Source organism: Gordonia sp. PP30 (assembly GCF_023100845.1).
Classification (GTDB): Bacteria; Actinomycetota; Actinomycetes; order Mycobacteriales; family Mycobacteriaceae; genus Gordonia.
The window spans coordinates 3450530-3464774 of record NZ_CP095864.1 but is presented as its reverse complement, the minus strand read 5'-3'; the positions used below and the strand labels follow the sequence as shown (position 1 = coordinate 3464774).

The 14245-nt window shown below is 67.5% G+C and carries 24 protein-coding genes and 1 tRNA gene; 20 read left to right on the top strand and 5 right to left on the bottom strand.

The window, feature by feature from the left end; genetic code table 11:
- Positions 1–2: 2 nt before the first annotated feature.
- Positions 3–488: a hypothetical protein gene (locus tag MYK68_RS16160; protein ID WP_247864781.1), complete on the bottom strand. Its 486-nt coding sequence runs from the start codon at positions 486–488 to the stop codon at positions 3–5.
- Positions 489–626: 138 nt separating this feature from the next.
- Here MYK68_RS16160 and MYK68_RS16155 point away from each other — a divergent pair.
- The 3 genes from MYK68_RS16155 (at position 627) to MYK68_RS16150 (ending at position 2308) form a co-directional block, all read left to right on the top strand.
- Positions 627–702 (top strand) — tRNA-Ala (locus tag MYK68_RS16155).
- 15 nt (positions 703–717) lie between these two features.
- Positions 718–1209, top strand: a complete 492-nt coding sequence (locus MYK68_RS20905) for an HNH endonuclease signature motif containing protein (RefSeq protein WP_502798255.1) — start codon at positions 718–720, stop codon at positions 1207–1209.
- Positions 1202–2308, top strand: a complete 1107-nt coding sequence (locus MYK68_RS16150; RefSeq protein WP_247864780.1) for a tyrosine-type recombinase/integrase — start codon at positions 1202–1204, stop codon at positions 2306–2308. The genes MYK68_RS20905 and MYK68_RS16150 overlap by 8 nt, the downstream gene beginning before the upstream one ends.
- On the opposite strand, the gene MYK68_RS16145 is transcribed toward MYK68_RS16150, so the two are convergent.
- From MYK68_RS16145 to MYK68_RS16130, 4 genes are all read right to left on the bottom strand, one after another.
- Positions 2305–2496 carry a DUF3263 domain-containing protein gene (locus MYK68_RS16145; RefSeq protein WP_247864779.1) on the bottom strand — a complete coding sequence of 64 codons (192 nt, stop codon included), beginning with the start codon at positions 2494–2496 and terminating at the stop codon, positions 2305–2307. The genes MYK68_RS16150 and MYK68_RS16145 overlap by 4 nt on opposite strands.
- Positions 2490–2900, bottom strand: coding sequence for a hypothetical protein (locus tag MYK68_RS16140; protein ID WP_247864778.1), 411 nt, complete (start codon positions 2898–2900; stop codon positions 2490–2492). Before MYK68_RS16140 ends, MYK68_RS16145 begins: the two co-directional genes overlap by 7 nt.
- Before the next feature lie 60 nt (positions 2901–2960).
- Positions 2961–3455 carry an N-acetyltransferase gene (locus MYK68_RS16135; RefSeq protein WP_247864777.1) on the bottom strand — a complete coding sequence of 165 codons (495 nt, stop codon included), beginning with the start codon at positions 3453–3455 and terminating at the stop codon, positions 2961–2963.
- A 200-nt stretch (positions 3456–3655) separates the two neighbouring features.
- Positions 3656–4402 (bottom strand): helix-turn-helix domain-containing protein, encoded by a 747-nt coding sequence (locus MYK68_RS16130; protein ID WP_247864776.1) that lies wholly within the window; start codon positions 4400–4402, stop codon positions 3656–3658.
- An 81-nt stretch (positions 4403–4483) separates the two neighbouring features.
- On the opposite strand from MYK68_RS16130, the gene MYK68_RS16125 reads away from it, so the two are divergent.
- The 17 genes from MYK68_RS16125 (at position 4484) to MYK68_RS16045 (ending at position 14136) form a co-directional block, all read left to right on the top strand.
- Entirely contained in the window at positions 4484–4765 is a 282-nt protein-coding gene (locus MYK68_RS16125) for a hypothetical protein (protein ID WP_247864775.1), read from the top strand.
- A gap of 63 nt (positions 4766–4828) precedes the next feature.
- Complete coding sequence (locus tag MYK68_RS16120; protein ID WP_247864774.1) at positions 4829–5719, top strand: BRO family protein; 891 nt, start codon at positions 4829–4831, stop codon at positions 5717–5719.
- A complete protein-coding gene (locus MYK68_RS16115) occupies positions 5716–5985 on the top strand; it encodes a hypothetical protein (protein ID WP_247864773.1) in 270 nt (89 codons plus the stop codon). Before MYK68_RS16120 ends, MYK68_RS16115 begins: the two co-directional genes overlap by 4 nt.
- Positions 5982–6158, top strand: coding sequence for a hypothetical protein (locus MYK68_RS16110; protein WP_247864772.1), 177 nt, complete (start codon positions 5982–5984; stop codon positions 6156–6158). The genes MYK68_RS16115 and MYK68_RS16110 overlap by 4 nt, the downstream gene beginning before the upstream one ends.
- Positions 6155–6334 (top strand): hypothetical protein, encoded by a 180-nt coding sequence (locus MYK68_RS16105; RefSeq protein WP_247864771.1) that lies wholly within the window; start codon positions 6155–6157, stop codon positions 6332–6334. Before MYK68_RS16110 ends, MYK68_RS16105 begins: the two co-directional genes overlap by 4 nt.
- Positions 6331–6630 (top strand): hypothetical protein, encoded by a 300-nt coding sequence (locus MYK68_RS16100; RefSeq protein ID WP_247864770.1) that lies wholly within the window; start codon positions 6331–6333, stop codon positions 6628–6630. The genes MYK68_RS16105 and MYK68_RS16100 overlap by 4 nt, the downstream gene beginning before the upstream one ends.
- A gap of 372 nt (positions 6631–7002) precedes the next feature.
- A complete protein-coding gene (locus MYK68_RS16095) occupies positions 7003–8667 on the top strand; it encodes a DUF6745 domain-containing protein (RefSeq protein ID WP_247864769.1) in 1665 nt (554 codons plus the stop codon).
- A 29-nt stretch (positions 8668–8696) separates the two neighbouring features.
- Positions 8697–9101 carry a DUF8820 family protein gene (locus MYK68_RS16090; protein WP_247864768.1) on the top strand — a complete coding sequence of 135 codons (405 nt, stop codon included), beginning with the start codon at positions 8697–8699 and terminating at the stop codon, positions 9099–9101.
- Positions 9094–9273 (top strand): hypothetical protein, encoded by a 180-nt coding sequence (locus tag MYK68_RS16085; protein ID WP_247864767.1) that lies wholly within the window; start codon positions 9094–9096, stop codon positions 9271–9273. The genes MYK68_RS16090 and MYK68_RS16085 overlap by 8 nt, the downstream gene beginning before the upstream one ends.
- Positions 9270–10082 (top strand): lambda exonuclease family protein, encoded by an 813-nt coding sequence (locus tag MYK68_RS16080; protein ID WP_247864766.1) that lies wholly within the window; start codon positions 9270–9272, stop codon positions 10080–10082. Before MYK68_RS16085 ends, MYK68_RS16080 begins: the two co-directional genes overlap by 4 nt.
- Positions 10079–10663: a hypothetical protein gene (locus MYK68_RS16075; protein ID WP_247864765.1), complete on the top strand. Its 585-nt coding sequence runs from the start codon at positions 10079–10081 to the stop codon at positions 10661–10663. The genes MYK68_RS16080 and MYK68_RS16075 overlap by 4 nt, the downstream gene beginning before the upstream one ends.
- Positions 10660–10860 (top strand): hypothetical protein, encoded by a 201-nt coding sequence (locus MYK68_RS16070; RefSeq protein WP_247864764.1) that lies wholly within the window; start codon positions 10660–10662, stop codon positions 10858–10860. The genes MYK68_RS16075 and MYK68_RS16070 overlap by 4 nt, the downstream gene beginning before the upstream one ends.
- Positions 10857–11039 carry a hypothetical protein gene (locus MYK68_RS16065; RefSeq protein ID WP_247864763.1) on the top strand — a complete coding sequence of 61 codons (183 nt, stop codon included), beginning with the start codon at positions 10857–10859 and terminating at the stop codon, positions 11037–11039. The genes MYK68_RS16070 and MYK68_RS16065 overlap by 4 nt, the downstream gene beginning before the upstream one ends.
- The gene (locus MYK68_RS16060) at positions 11036–11311 is read left to right on the top strand and encodes a hypothetical protein (RefSeq protein ID WP_247864762.1); all 276 of its coding nucleotides are present in this window, start codon (positions 11036–11038) and stop codon (positions 11309–11311) included. The genes MYK68_RS16065 and MYK68_RS16060 overlap by 4 nt, the downstream gene beginning before the upstream one ends.
- Positions 11312–11462: 151 nt before the next feature.
- Positions 11463–12755: a helicase-related protein gene (locus MYK68_RS16055; RefSeq protein ID WP_247864761.1), complete on the top strand. Its 1293-nt coding sequence runs from the start codon at positions 11463–11465 to the stop codon at positions 12753–12755.
- The gene (locus MYK68_RS16050; protein WP_247864760.1) at positions 12752–13708 is read left to right on the top strand and encodes a DNA-methyltransferase; all 957 of its coding nucleotides are present in this window, start codon (positions 12752–12754) and stop codon (positions 13706–13708) included. Before MYK68_RS16055 ends, MYK68_RS16050 begins: the two co-directional genes overlap by 4 nt.
- Positions 13708–14136, top strand: coding sequence for a helix-turn-helix domain-containing protein (locus MYK68_RS16045; protein ID WP_502798336.1), 429 nt, complete (start codon positions 13708–13710; stop codon positions 14134–14136). Before MYK68_RS16050 ends, MYK68_RS16045 begins: the two co-directional genes overlap by 1 nt.
- Positions 14137–14245: the final 109 nt, after the last annotated feature.

The following is a 14245-nucleotide window of genomic DNA, read 5'->3' as shown; positions in this document are numbered from 1 at the left end:
GGTCAGTAGGTGCGGATCGTCACCGCGGGTTGTGCGAGGTGCGGGCGGTCGGTCGTGACGCTGAACCGGACGGTGCCGCGGCCGGTCGTGACGTGCTTGCTGAATCCGCTCTGATTCTCGCCCAGGCCGGGCAGGTTGCCGCGCGCCAGGCCGCTCACCGCACCGTGACGTCCGGTGGTTAGATTGGTCCAGTGGACGGTCGCGCGCACCGCGCACGGCTTCCCGTCGCCGGAGATTCCGAAGAAGCCGCCGCTCACCCCGAAGTCGACGGTCCCGGGGGCCTCGCTCGCCGCGCGGGCGAAGCCGGTCACCTCGCCGGCGCAGGCCGGACCGTAGGCGGTGGTGGGTGTCTGGGCGGTGTGCGCATCGCGTCCGCCCGGCACGAACGGCGCGGCCCCGGCGGTGGCCGTGGCGGGTGCGAGGATCAGGGCGGTGCCGAGCGCCGCCGCGACGGCGGCGCGTCGGGTGTTCCGGGTCTGTGTGCTCATGATGACTCCCTGTGATTCGTTTCCTCTCTTCGAGGGTAGTGGGAGTCGTGAACAGGGGTCGTGACCTGGTGATTTGGTTGTCGTTTGCGTGGTCGGGTAGTTTAGCTAACGCACCCGCGAGGGTGAACAACTGAACACGGGGCTATGGCGCAGCTGGTAGCGCACCACACTGGCAGTGTGGGGGTCAGGGGTTCGAGTCCCCTTAGCTCCACCAAAAATCGGCACATCGATGCAGGTAGACGAAGTTCAGATGCCGCCGACACACACCAGGCCACATCGCGGGGCCACAAGATTAGCGATGTGTCCTGGTAGAATGCGGTACATGCTCCCCGCCGCGGCCACGAATATCACCGATGTCGCGTTCTTTGCTCGCACAAGACCCGGTCGATGGGGCTGTATCGAATGGGTCGGATCGCGAAGTCGTGGATACGGACTCCTGACGTTGGATGGCCGCTCGTACCGAGCCCACCGCGTCGCATGGGAACTTCACCATGGCCGCCCCGCCTCGGATGGTATGACGGTGGACCACCTATGCGGAAACAAGGGGTGCGTCAACCCGCTTCACCTCGAAGAAGTGTCCGACGTCGAAAACTCGTCGAGGATCACCAGGCCTCCGCTGGGGTGGATCAGTGTCGCCGACGGAGGACGTCTGCGGCGTATACCCGAAGAAGAGAAGGCGCTGTACACGCCGTCGGGGCGCAGGAGGGTCCGCCATGGCTAGTGTTCAGGCCCGCGAGCACTCCGACGGCACCACGACATGGCGCGTCCGGTGGCGCCAGGACGGCCGCGACCGCTCCCTCACCTTCGTCGACGCGGTGTCCGCCGAATCCTTCAAACGCAACGTCGACCTGTACGGCCCCGCCGAGGCGTTCAGGATCATCGACCTCATCGACGACGGCCTCGCACAGATCACCCTCGCCCAGTGGTGCACCGGGCACATCGACACCCTCACCGGCGTCGAGGACGGCACCCGCGACCGCTACCGCGCCTACGTCACGAACGACATCGCCGACCTCGGCGCCATGCCGCTGGCCGCGGTCACCGACACTGTGGTCGCCCGCTGGGTGAACGGCCTGGCCGGGAGCGGAAAGACCATCGCGAACAAGCATGGCTTCCTGGCCGGCGCCCTGAATCATGCGGTGCGCGCTGGGAAGATCACGAAGAACCCGTGCGACCACACCCGGCTGCCGCGCAAGGATGGCAACGAGATGTGCTTCCTCACCCGCAGCGAGTTCGACCTCCTGCACGACGCGATGACGCCGCGGTGGCAGCCACTCACGCGGTGGCTCGTCGCGACCGGAATGCGATTCGGGGAAGCGACGGCCCTCACGGTCGCCGACATCAACGCCGCCGACGGGACGGCGCGTGTGAGTAAGGCGTGGAAGTACACCGGCAGCCACGTCGACCGGCGGCTGGGGACGACGAAGACGAAGAAGGGGCAGCGCACCATCAACGTGCCCGCCTCGGTGATCGCGCTCGTGGACCTCGACCGCCCCGGCGAAGCCCTCGCCTTCCCGACCCGCACAGGCGGCCCCGTGTCCCACCAGCTGTACCGCAACCGCGCCTGGCTCCCCGCCCTCACGAAAGCGTCCGCAGCCCGCGAGGACGGTGACCAGACACCCCGACTGACCAAGACGCCCCGCGTGCACGACCTACGGCACACGTGCGCGTCCTGGATGATCCAGGCTGGGATCCCGCTGCCGGTGATTCAGCAGCACCTCGGCCACGAATCGATCACGACCACGATCGGCACGTACGGGCACCTCGACCGAACCTCGGCGAAGGCGGCGGCTGACGCTATTGGGAAGATCCTCGCCTAGCCTCGTCGGGTGATGCGGCGCAGCCGGTAGGTGAGTGTCGGGTAGGCGGCGAGGACGTCTTGCCGGTCGATCATGTGGTTGAGGCGCTGCATGAGCCGGGTGTGGCTGATCCCGAGTTCTTCGGCGAGCGCCATGGTGGTGCCGTTCTGCGCGGCCTGCATGATCCGGTGCTCTTCGTCGCTCAGCATGCGATGTCCCCGAGCTCGGCTTCGATCTGGGCTTGCTCGTCGGTGCTCATGGTGTCGAGGCGGCATCGCACGGTGCCGGGCTCCACCCAGAGTGCGTCGGCGAGGCCGGGGAGGGATGGGTGGCGGTGCCAGCGGAGGGCGTCGACCAGTTGGCCGGTGGAGATCAGGCGTCGGGCGGTGAGCTGGTCGACGTAGCGTTCTTCGTGGGGGTCGTCGCAGATGATGCCGCGCTCGATGTGGATGGTCTCGTGGCAGAGGGTGACGCGGCGCTGCACTTGGGTGAGGCGGTCGTCCATCCAGATGTGCAGTCCGTCGGTGAATCCGCGGAGCTGTCCGGGCAGTCTGGTCCAGTGGACGCGGACGGTCGGATGATGTTCGGCGAGGTACCCCCAGGGATTGTGCATGTGGTGAAAGGTAGCCGAGGCCACCGACAGAAAATGCTGTGACCAGGAACTACACTGATGTCATTCGCGGAAGTCGATGTACAACCGGTCGGACCCTTCGATCTCCCTGAACCCGACACCGATGTACCAGGCGCGGAGCTTGTCGCGGTCCTTCATCGGGTCGACCAGGACGTGACGGCCACCGATCAACATCATCGCGTCGACGGCGATCGTGAGTGCGTCGGCGAGCAAGTTCATGCCCTCCCCTGAGCCGCGGAGGCTCCGATCCAGTGCCAGTTTCCCGATCAGCACCCCGGGCACCTCCTGAGCCTGATAACGATTCGGCTTGATGATGGAGAATATGCCGCCATCTTCCGCACGCGTGATCGTTGGCAGGAGCGTGAAGTACCCGACAACGTACTCGCCGCCGTCATCAGTCCATACATGGGTGGCAGAACGGCCTAGTTCCTGGTCTTCAAGGGCGTGCTTCTGCGGCCACGAGTCCAGTTCCGGTTCGCCACAGTCGAAGAAGTCGAAGCAGTGCGCCTCAGTGAGACGTTCTATACCGCGGCTCAACTGGCGCGGCGGGCCCGCTGACGCTCGCGCATTGCGTCACGAAGCTCGTTCGATGGGCGAGCGGGGGTCTTCATCATGCGCTGGAACTGCACCCTGCTGACCCGTGTGACGTCAACATGGTGCGACTGCTCGCGTGGTGTGGTGCCCATACGGACAGGATACGGCCACGGCGGGGCCTGAGCGGTATTGAATGGCGATTCTCACGGCAGGTCATCATCGTCGGGGATCGGTTCAGGCTGCTCCCCGGGTGCCGGTTCGTCGCGGGCACCCTTGTCTCCCTGCTGGCCTGCGAGGGCGACGTCTCCGCGGCCGATGTTCTCGAAGCCAGCGGGCATGACGACATCCTCATCGTCGTCTAGGTCTTCGGGCTTGTAACCCGCGCTGGTCTTCTTACCTTCACTCGGCGGGCCCGGTGTTCGCGTGGCCTCGGCCGGCGGATCAGCGGGGGTGGGGGATTGGTCAGCATGGCGGTCCCTTGCATCGAGGAGCGCGTGAACCAGTCCGGTGATCAGCTCGCGCTCGTGATCTTCGAGTTCGTCCGCTCGCTGGGGGAGTTGGAATGGTTCTCGGTGACGCGCGCCGATCACGTCGGCGCGGACTCTGTTGAACCGTTCCGGGGTCATCCCAAGTGCGCCGGCGATCTTCTCGATCACTCGCCGCGTGGGCTGACCTACTCCCGTGAGCGCTCGGACGATGGTTGTCAGCGACACTCCATCGACCTTGCGGTCCAGTTCGCGGAAGGTGAGCCCGTCCATCCCTTGCTTGCGGAAGTACGGCCACCATTGCTCCGGTACCTCGCTGGGGTTGTCCATGCTCACAGTGCAACCGTCCTCGCCTCGACTCTGATGATGCAACAGGTCGGCGCGCCACTCTGGCAAGAAAGAACACGCGCGTAATTCCTGTTCAGGCAGCATATCGGCCGAAGATTCCCGATTCAGGGTTGACATTGCTGGACGGTGTAGTACCGTTGCACGCAACACCACAACAGAGGAGGTGAGAGGGAAATTAGCACCGCAGCCCGCGCCATCATGCACGCCACGCCGGAGCAGTTCGCGGCGTCGGTTGAGTTTGGAGGGTTCACGTACCGGGGACTCGCCGACGAGGTGAGCACGATCCTCCGTAAGGAGCGGCGCAAGACCCCGATGGCGTGCTCGCACACCACGATCTCGAACCTGGCGAACGGCAACGCGAAGCGGATTCATCCGCGGCGGGCGGCCGCGATCGAGCGGGCGCTCAAGTTGCCGCCCGGCCAGCTTTTTCGGGTCGAGGTGTTTGATGTTTCACCGAAACAGTCGACACCAGCCGCATGAAAGCGGCCCCCGACCGGGCGAACGGTCGAGGGCCAACGAGAACTCGGGAAGGAGTTCAACACCATGCACGATACCAACCAACCCGCGCTGAGCGGTCCGTCGCCGTTCGACGCGATCCGCCGCACTCGTGACGACGGCACCGAATTCTGGTCCGCCCGCGACCTCATGCCGCTGCTCGGGTACGACAGCTGGCGGCGGTTCGCCGACGCGATTGATCGCGCGAAGACTGCGGTTGAGGCGCAGGGAAACGCCGTGACCAGCCATTTTGCCGGAGCCGTCAAAAACCCCGGCGCGGAGGGCGGACGGCCCGCCGAGGACGTCGAGCTGACGCGCTTCGCCGCCTACCAGGTCGCCATGTGCGGCGACCCACGCAAGCCCGAAGTCGCCGCCGCCCTCGCATACTTCGCGATCCGCACTCGTGAGGCCGAGACCGCGCAGCAGGTCGACATGTCCGATCCTCTCGCCGTAATCGAGGCCGAGTCGGCGCGTGTCGCGAAGGCCGTCGAGATTGCGAGGGGAGAGCGGATTCGCGCCGACCGCGCGGAGCGGCGTCTCGCGGTGGAGCAGCGGCGCCGGGCCGCAATCGAGGGCGGCGACGGGATCGACCTGACCACGTTCGGCAAGAAGTACTTCTCCGACGTCCGCAAGACGGACTTCGACAAGCATTTGTACTCGCAGGGCTACCTGATCAACCAGCACAACACCCGCGAGCGCGCGGACGGATCTTTCGCGGACGGCTACGACCATCGCAAGCCGACCGCGAAGGGACGCGAGTTCATCTACGCGCACGACACCGGCAACTACGGGGGCCGTCGCCGGTTTGTTCCTCGGGTCCGGCCGCAGCGGGAGATTGCACTGCGTGACGCGCTCGCCTCCGAGGGTCTGCCTGTTAACGAGCACAGCAGCGGTCTGGTGCTGCTGAGCGCCGACGAACTGAAGGAGCTGGGGGCATGAGATTCCGCACCTTCGACGCACAGCGCGGCGATGACCAGAGGCATGTGCAGCACGAGATGAACCTGACGGTCCGGGTTGATGAGACCGACGAGTTCATCACGGTGCCCGTCCGGACGGTGTTCACCGATGACGGCCTGATCGGGTGGACGTTTGAGTTCGGCCCGTACTCGCTCAGCGATGCTGACGTCCGCAATCTGGCGAACGCTGTCGCCCATTTCGGCCGGGTGTCGGGAGAGTTCCACCCCATCGAGGGAGGTGCGGCATGAGAGCGCTCACCACCATTCACGGCGAGACGGTTCTCGCGACGTGCGGCGGGAGTGTGGAGCGGGTCGCCGCTCGTGGTCGGGTCCCGGTCGTGGAGGCCGTGATCTGGACGGGCTGGGGGATCACGTCACGTCTGGTGCCGGTCACTGATCTGCGGATGGCGGTGGCGTCATGAGTGCCCTGACTGCGCACGGGACGCCGGTGACGGTGGTCGATGACCTCGCTGTGTACGGCTCCACGATCGGCGGCTACGAGGTCGACGACCACAGCATGCGGCTGTATGCGTGGGTCCTCACCGACAGCGGCTCGTTGTGGTTCGTGCCGTGCGATGACATCCGGGTCGTGTCATGACCGCCGCACTCGGCCGCCGCCGCGACGCCGACTTCGCCGACCTGATCGACGGCCTCCGACGCGTCTGCGACGAGCGGAAAGCGCAAGCCGCCGCCGACCGCCTCGACACACGGATGCGGCGCGCGATCCAGGAGCGGGCATGCCGCATGCTCCGCGCCTACGAAACCGCCTCGACCATCCACCACCACCGACACACGATGACCGGCCAGCCCACTCCGGCGCATGAAGCCCGCGACATGGAGCGTCTACACGCCGACTGGCTCGAAGCCCAACAGCAGATCAGGGAGTACCGATGACCAGCGTCCCATCCACCCTCCCGGAGCGTCACAGTGACACTCAGATTGAGCCGCTGCTCCATGACGCGGAGCAGGTGTCCACGATCCTGTGGGGCACCCCAGCCCATCACCAGCTGGTGACCCGCTACATGCGGGCCGGCCGGTGGCCGTCCCGCAAGATCGGGCATCTGCCGCGGCAGATGACGGACGCGGACATTCGGGCCGCCCTCGAAATCGAGGCTGTCGCCGCTACCGGCGCCCCGCAGCCACCGCCCGCGTCCGGCGTATCACCCCGATCCCGCGTCCGGCGCGCCTCATGACCCTCGTGCACCGCTTCCTCGCGGCTGTCCGCGACCTCACCCCCATCGACGTTCTCCCGAGAAAGACCACACGATGACCAGCAAGAAGACCCCGACCAGACTGATGTCGCTGACGCCGGAGCAGTCCGCTGCAATGGCCCCGTATGCGCAGAAGTGGATCCGTGAGCGTGGCTGGCGTACCGCGCCCCTCACCGAAGCCGAGTGGGCGGCATTCGAGGAGGGCGTGCGGGACTGCTACCGCTTCGCCAAGCTCGATCCGCCGAAGACGATTGTGCGAGTCCCGACCCCGCTTGTGGGTGCGCTCGCGGCGCCGGCCGCTGCTCTGGCGATCCAGATGATCCGCCGCGGCGCGGTGGACGACGCGGTGGACGGCGCGGTGGGCGGCGCGGTGTACGGCGCGGTGCGCGACGCGGTGGACGGCGCGGTGGGCGGCGCGGTGGGCGGCGCGGTGGACGGCGCGGTGGGCGGCGCGGTGGACGACGCGGTGCGCGGCGCGGTGGGCGGCGCGGTGGGCGGCGCGGTGGACGACGCGGTGGACGGCGCGGTGGGCGGCGCGGTGTACGGCGCGGTGAACGGCGCGGTGAACGGCGCGGTGCGCGGCGCGGTGAACGGCGCGGTGGACGACGCGGTGGACGGCGCGGTGGACGACGCGGTGGACGGCGCGGTGGGCGGCGCGGTGCGCGACGCGGTGAACGGCGCGGTGAACGGCGCGGTGAACGGCGCGGTGAACGGCGCGGTGCGCGACGCGGTGAACGGCGCGGTGGACGACGCGGTGGACGACGCGGTGGACGACGCGGTGGACGGCGCGGTGGGCGGCGCGGTGGACGACGCGGTGAACGGCGCGGTGGACGGCGCGGTGCGCGACGCGGTGAACGGCGCGGTGGACGGCGCGGTGTACGGCGCGGTGGACGGCGCGGTGCGCGACGCGGTGGACGGCGCGGTGCGCGACGCGGTGTACGGCGCGGTGGACGGCGCGGTGGACGGCGCGGTGGACGGCGCGGTGTACGGCGCGGTGCGCGACGCGGTGCGTCGACTGTGGCCCCACCGATTCGGCGGAAACCTCTGGGTCGGGGGCTGGTACTACAGCCTCGCCTACCTCTGCTTCTTCCGCGACATCGTGCACCTCGACCTGCCCGACGAAATCTGGGACAAGCTCCGCGCCTGGGACGCCGCCAATAGCGCCGCCTGGTGGTGGCCATTCCGAGACTTCGTCATGGTGTGCGACGTCCCCGAAGAGATCCATGTCGAGCAGGTCGCCCCGGCCGGATGGGGGTCGCACCGGCTGCACTGCGAGACCGGCCCGGCAGTGTCGTGGCCAGGATTCGCCGTCCATGCCTGGCACGGCACCATCGTCCCGGCCGACCTGATCGAGGGCGATGGCTGGTCGATCGAGCGGATCATCAGCGAGCGAAACACCGAGGTCAGGCGGGCCGCGGTCGAGCGCATGGGCTGGGACGTGTTCATCGACCGGTCCGGCGCCGAGCTGATCGCCGAAGCCGCCGATCCCGGCAATGCGCCGCACACCCTGCAGCTCTACGAGCTGCCGGCCTACCTCGAAGAGAGCTTCTCTGAGCCCGCCCGGATCGTGCTCTGCACGAACGGATCCCAGGAGCGGGACGGCACCCGACACCGGTACGGGATCACCGTCCGCAAGCGCTTCTCCGATCCCGTCGCGGCCATGGCCGACACGTACGGGATCCCGACAGACGTCTACCGACGACTCGAAGTGCGGCGATGAGCGCCGCACGCCACCCGAAAGGAATCACCATGAGCACCACCACGATCGCCGACATGATCGAGTACACCGGCAAGCAGGTCCTCGACTACCTCGACCGGGCCGCCGAAGTCCCGACCATCACCATGGCGGGAGCGCAGGGCGACGTCCTCATCGTCCACGCCAACCGCAAGCCCGCGACCACCCCGATGCCGGCGTGCGTGGTCGCCGTCGCGAGCGAGGCGTCCAGCAACACCCACACGATGCATCCCCGCGGCGCCGCGTTCTGGGACGCCCATCAGGTGCGGTCCGACGAGGACGTGATGCTCGGTGTCCTCACCGTCCCCGCCGGGAGCGAGGTCTTCCTCAGCCATCAGGAGCATGGTGGCCTCCTCGTGGGTGAGGGCACCTTCGAGGTTCGTCGGCAGGCCGAGCTGGGGCGGTATGTCCATGACTGACCAGCTCTTGACCCTCATCGGCGTCGCCATGCTGATCGCGTTGCTCGCCGGTCTCGCGATCGGCTTGGCGTGGCGGGCCGACCATCCGGGGATTGACCCGGAGCGCGTGCCCGACCACCTCGCGGACGGCCCGCTCGGCCGGATCATCCATCACGGCCGGTGGCTCCGATGAGCCTCACCGTGTTGCCGAGCCTGGTGCAGGGCACGGACGAGTGGCATGCACAGCGCCGCGGGATCGTCACCGCGTCGGTCGTCGGTCAGCTGATCTCGCAGCACTCGCTGTCGGCGATCGACTTCGACTGCCCATCGTGTGGGGCGGAGGCTGCAGCCCCGTGCGTGGGGAAGCGGTCACCGGCGCCGATCAAGAGCATGCACCCCGAGCGCGCTCAGACGGCACGCGAGTCGGACGCCATCATCCTGGACGTCGCCGGCGGCGACACCGCGCGCGGCCTGATGGAGCTTTTGACGGCGGAGCGGATCACCGACTGGACCGACCCGACGTACGTCTCGGACGACATGCTGCGCGGCATCGAGGACGAGCCCCGAGCTCGGGACCTGTACACCGAGCACTACGACCACGTCGACGAGGTCGGCTTCATGGTCCGCGATGACCACGGCCTGCGGATCGGGTATTCGCCGGATGGTGTGGTCGGCGATGACGGTCTGATCGAGGTCAAATCGCGGCGCCAGAAGAAGCATCTCGCGACGATTCTCGCCGACCAGGTGCCACAAGAGAACGTCGCCCAACTTCAGTGCGGCCTGTATGTGTCGGGCCGCGAGTGGATCGACTACGTCTCCTACTGCGGCGGCATGCCGCTCTACGTGAAGCGCGTCTACCCGGACGAGGAGTGGCAGGCGGCGATCGTCGCGGCCGTCCACGTCTTCGAGGCCACGGCCGCCGACATGATCCGCACCTATCACGCCCGGACCGTCGGCCTGATCCCGACCGAAAGAACTATCGAGCAGGAGATGTTTCTATGAGCTCCCTGGACATCACGAAGACCATCGAAGCCAATTCCGATCAGGTGAATGCCGACGATCTGATCGACGGGCCGCGGACGGTGACGATCACCGGGGCGCGGATGGGGAGCGCCGAGCAGCCCGTCTTCATCGAGCTCGCAGAGTTCCCCGATAAGACGTTCCGGCCGTGCAAGACGATGCGGCGGGTGATGGTGGCCGCGTGGGGTGCGGACGCCGCCCAGTACGCGGGCCGGCGGATGACCCTCTTCCGCGATCCGGCGGTGCGGTTCGGTGGGCAGGAGATCGGCGGCGTGCGGATCTCGCACATGTCGCACATTGAGCGGCGCATGCAGCTGGCGTTGACGTCGACGCGGGGGAAGCGGGCCGCCTACGTGGTGGAGCCGCTCGCGGAAACGCCGGCGCCGATCGACGAGGCGACTGCGGGATCGCTGGCGCAGGCCATCGTGGACGCCACCGACCGGGCCGGGCTCGACGCGATCGCCGCGGACATGAAGGCCATGAATCTCGGGCCCCATCGAGACGATCTCCTGGCGGCGTGGACCGCGCGCCGCGACGTGCTCGCGTCGGAGGCGGATCAGTGAGCGAGTTCTCCGAGCACATGAAAGGGGTCCTCGACTCGGTGGAGTCGATCGAGCAGGACAAGGTCGTGGTGGAGCGGAGGATCCGGCGGGCCAGAGACATCTGCATGGAGGCTCTCATGGACGGTCCCAGCTCTGAGCACGGTCTGGCGAAAGAGGTCTTGGCTGCTTTGCGTGACCCGGCTGAGGGTGTCCGGTGAGCGGGCATGAGCGTCGGGAGACGACGCAGGGCTGGTCGTATTGCGGCGGCTGCATGCAGGCGTGGCCGTGCGCGCACATCGAGCGGGAGCGGACGGGGCGGGGTGCGCTCGCGGTGGCGATCCTGATGGTCGGCCTCACGCTGGCGGTGTGGTGCCTGATCTGGCTGGTGCTGTCATGACCGCCCGGTCCGCCGTCGAGCTGGTGCAGATCCAGGAGTCGAGCATGGACGGGCACGTGTGGCGGCGTGACGTTACAAAGATCGTCCCCGCGAGTAATCGCCGCCAGATTCTGGATCGGGAAGCCAAGCGCGACATCCGTCCGGGTCCGGACGGGTCGCTCACCATCCGCCGGAAGATCGTCCCAGGCACATGGCACTACACGCGGATCCGCTGGGACGACCCCCGCCTGTACTCGCCGTCCGACCTCGCCCTGATCGCGGGGAACCGATGACCATCGACCACCTGCCCGAGACCGGCTCAGAGCATCGGATGCATGTGCTCGCCGACGACTGCTGGTGCCACCCCGACATCACGCCGGGACGACCACACTCCCGCACACATCACACAACCACGAAAGAGCCACGCACTCAGGAGAGACTGCGATGACCGCCGACTATCAGGCATTCCTTGCCCGCAAGACCCGCATGCCGAAGACCGTCGGGCCGGACGTGTGCGCCGACGATGTCCACGCGTGGCTGCATCCGTGGCAGCGCGAGATCGTCGCATGGGCGGTCCGGACGCGGCGCGCGGCGCTGTGGGAGGACACCGGGCTCGGGAAGACAGTGCAGATGGTCGAGTGGTGCCGCCTGTCGGGTGACACCAGCCTGATCGTGGCGCCGCTGGCGGTGTGCCAGCAGACGATCCGTGAAGCGGCGAAGGTCGGCGTCACGGTGGCGTTCATGCGGGAGCCGGGCGACATTGCCGGTCCGGGCACGTATATCACCAACTACGAGCGCGTGGACGCCGTCGACGCGGACCGTTTCGACGCGGTCGCGCTCGATGAGTCGTCCATCCTAAAGTCGTCGGCCGGGAAGCTCCGCACACTGCTGATCGAACGCTTCGCCGGCGTGCCAGCACGTCTCGCGTGCTCGGCGACCCCGGCACCGAACGACCCGGAGGAACTGACGAACCAGGCCGAGTTCTTGGGCCGGATGGCACGAAATCACATGCTGGCAGCATACTTCGTGCACGACCAGGACGGGTGGCGGCTCAAAGGCCACGCGCTCGGCCCGATGATCGAGTGGATGGCGTCGTGGGCGGTCGCGATCCGCAAACCGTCCGACGTCGGCGGCGACGACATCGGCTACGACCTGCCTGGCCTGGACATCGTGCCGCACCTAATCCCGGCGGGTGTGGAAGCTGAGGGGCAGCTCTTCGCGACCGAGCTCGGCGGCGTGTCTGGCCGCGCGCAGGTGCGGCGGCAGACGCTCGCTGCGAGGGTCGCCGAGGCGGTCCGGCTGGTCGAGTCGGAGCCTGGTGAGCCGTGGGTGCTGTGGGCCGGTCTGAACGCCGAGGCTGACGCGCTCGCCGCAGAGATCCCCGGCGCGGTCAATGTCCACGGGTCGCTCGACCCGGACGAGAAGGCCCGGCTGCTGCTCGGCTTCGCCGACGGCGAGCACCGGGTGCTGATCACGAAACCGTCGATCGCATCGATGGGCATGAATTGGCAGCACTGCGCCCGCATGGCGTTCGTAGGCCTATCCGACAGCTACGAGCAGTACTACCAGTGCATTCGCCGGTGCTATCGATACGGGCAGCACCGGGTGGTGCAAGCGCACATCGTGCTGTCGGACCTCGAATCGCAGATCGCCGACAACGTCGCCCGCAAGGAGCGGACCGCGTCGCAGATCACCACTGCACTCATCAATCACTCACGAAAGACCTACGCCGCATGACCGAGAACCTCCAGCCCTACGTCACCGACGTCGCGACCGGCGAGCACTGGACACTCATACTCGGCGACTCGTGCGAGAAGCTGCGCGACATCGCCACCGACTCGGTCGACCTGTCGATCTGCTCCCCGCCGTTCGCGAGTCTCTTCACCTACTCGCCATCCGAACGTGACCTGGGCAATTGCGCGTCCCGGGGTGAGTTCGTCGAGCACTATCGCTTCATCATCGCCGAGCAGCTCCGCGTGACGAAACCTGGCCGGCTCGCGTGCATTCACGTCCAGCAGTTGACGACAACGAAGGCGACTGACGGGTACGTCGGGATGACCGACTTCCGCGGCGACGTGATCCGCGCATTCCAGGCCGAGGGATGGATATTCAACGGCGAGGTCACGGTCTGGAAAGACCCGCAAGCACAGTCGATCCGCACCAGATCGCATGCCCTCGCATTCCAGACGAAGAACCGCGACTCGTCCAAGACGCGGCCGGCGCTCGCCGACTATCTCTTGCTTTTCCGCAAGCCCGGCGACAACGCGGTCCCGATCAAGAACGACGTCTCCAATGACGAGTGGATCGAGTGGGCCAGCCCGATCTGGACCGACCACCACGACGGCGGATGGCTCACCGACGACGGCCATATCTGCCCCGTCTGGTACGGCATCAAGGAGACCGACACCCTCAACACCGCAGTCGCACGCGACGCCGCCGATGAACGGCACATCTGCCCACTGCAACTCGGATTCATCGAGCGGTGCGTGCGGCTGTGGTCCAATCCAGGCGAGCTGGTGCTCACACCCTTCGCGGGGATCGGGTCGGAGCTGTACCAGTCGGTGAAGCTCGGCCGGCGTGCGATCGGGATCGAGCTGAAGCAGTCGTACTGGCGGACCGCGGTCGACAATCTGACCCGGCTGGAAGCGGAGATGTCGACGCCGACACTCTTCGACGGCGGTGCCGCGTGATGCGTCGGTGTGAGGTGGTCGGCTGCGGCCGTGAGCATCGGGCGCGCGGATACTGCGGCACGCACTGGCAGCGGTGGCGGAAGCATGGCGATCCGCTCGCCGGTGTGCCGGTGCGGGCAGGGGAGGACGTCCATGCCCGGGCCGCCGCGGTGGCACGCATGACCAGGGCCGGCATGTCGAGCGCGGAGATCGCGGCGCGCCTGGGCTGCACCGTGCGGACGGTGCAGCGGTGTCGCGCCGGGTCGGGTGTCGCGGAGCCTCCGCCGATGCCGTATGGCCCGGAGATCCGCAAGCAGTCGCTTGACATGCTGCGCGATGGCTGCTCGTACCGGGAGGTCGCCGCGACTCTCGGCTGCAGCCCGGTGCGTAAGTGGTGGCCTGCGATGACGTTGGCCCGCGCTTACACCGATGGCCGGTGGACGCCATGACCACACCCATGCCTCAGGCCCCGTTGTGCCGTGTGTGCGGCTGCCGGATGAGCCAGCCCGAAGACCAAAACCGAGGGGCACACGTGATGTGCCTGATGAAGAAGGACGG

What these genes read in the sequence shown, in the direction of transcription:
- MYK68_RS16160 (WP_247864781.1), bottom strand. Translation starts at nt 488, where the DNA reads ATGAGCACACAGACCCGGAACACCCGACGCGCCGCCGTCGCGGCGGCG.
- MYK68_RS20905 (WP_502798255.1), top strand. Translation starts at nt 718, where the DNA reads ATGCAGGTAGACGAAGTTCAGATGCCGCCGACACACACCAGGCCACAT.
- MYK68_RS16150 (WP_247864780.1), top strand. Translation starts at nt 1,202, where the DNA reads ATGGCTAGTGTTCAGGCCCGCGAGCACTCCGACGGCACCACGACATGG.
- MYK68_RS16145 (WP_247864779.1), bottom strand. Translation starts at nt 2,496, where the DNA reads ATGCTGAGCGACGAAGAGCACCGGATCATGCAGGCCGCGCAGAACGGC.
- MYK68_RS16140 (WP_247864778.1), bottom strand. Translation starts at nt 2,900, where the DNA reads ATGCACAATCCCTGGGGGTACCTCGCCGAACATCATCCGACCGTCCGC.
- MYK68_RS16130 (WP_247864776.1), bottom strand. Translation starts at nt 4,402, where the DNA reads ATGTCAACCCTGAATCGGGAATCTTCGGCCGATATGCTGCCTGAACAG.
- MYK68_RS16125 (WP_247864775.1), top strand. Translation starts at nt 4,484, where the DNA reads ATGCACGCCACGCCGGAGCAGTTCGCGGCGTCGGTTGAGTTTGGAGGG.
- MYK68_RS16120 (WP_247864774.1), top strand. Translation starts at nt 4,829, where the DNA reads ATGCACGATACCAACCAACCCGCGCTGAGCGGTCCGTCGCCGTTCGAC.
- MYK68_RS16115 (WP_247864773.1), top strand. Translation starts at nt 5,716, where the DNA reads ATGAGATTCCGCACCTTCGACGCACAGCGCGGCGATGACCAGAGGCAT.
- MYK68_RS16110 (WP_247864772.1), top strand. Translation starts at nt 5,982, where the DNA reads ATGAGAGCGCTCACCACCATTCACGGCGAGACGGTTCTCGCGACGTGC.
- MYK68_RS16105 (WP_247864771.1), top strand. Translation starts at nt 6,155, where the DNA reads ATGAGTGCCCTGACTGCGCACGGGACGCCGGTGACGGTGGTCGATGAC.
- MYK68_RS16100 (WP_247864770.1), top strand. Translation starts at nt 6,331, where the DNA reads ATGACCGCCGCACTCGGCCGCCGCCGCGACGCCGACTTCGCCGACCTG.
- MYK68_RS16095 (WP_247864769.1), top strand. Translation starts at nt 7,003, where the DNA reads ATGACCAGCAAGAAGACCCCGACCAGACTGATGTCGCTGACGCCGGAG.
- MYK68_RS16090 (WP_247864768.1), top strand. Translation starts at nt 8,697, where the DNA reads ATGAGCACCACCACGATCGCCGACATGATCGAGTACACCGGCAAGCAG.
- MYK68_RS16085 (WP_247864767.1), top strand. Translation starts at nt 9,094, where the DNA reads ATGACTGACCAGCTCTTGACCCTCATCGGCGTCGCCATGCTGATCGCG.
- MYK68_RS16080 (WP_247864766.1), top strand. Translation starts at nt 9,270, where the DNA reads ATGAGCCTCACCGTGTTGCCGAGCCTGGTGCAGGGCACGGACGAGTGG.
- MYK68_RS16075 (WP_247864765.1), top strand. Translation starts at nt 10,079, where the DNA reads ATGAGCTCCCTGGACATCACGAAGACCATCGAAGCCAATTCCGATCAG.
- MYK68_RS16060 (WP_247864762.1), top strand. Translation starts at nt 11,036, where the DNA reads ATGACCGCCCGGTCCGCCGTCGAGCTGGTGCAGATCCAGGAGTCGAGC.
- MYK68_RS16055 (WP_247864761.1), top strand. Translation starts at nt 11,463, where the DNA reads ATGACCGCCGACTATCAGGCATTCCTTGCCCGCAAGACCCGCATGCCG.
- MYK68_RS16050 (WP_247864760.1), top strand. Translation starts at nt 12,752, where the DNA reads ATGACCGAGAACCTCCAGCCCTACGTCACCGACGTCGCGACCGGCGAG.
- MYK68_RS16045 (WP_502798336.1), top strand. Translation starts at nt 13,708, where the DNA reads ATGCGTCGGTGTGAGGTGGTCGGCTGCGGCCGTGAGCATCGGGCGCGC.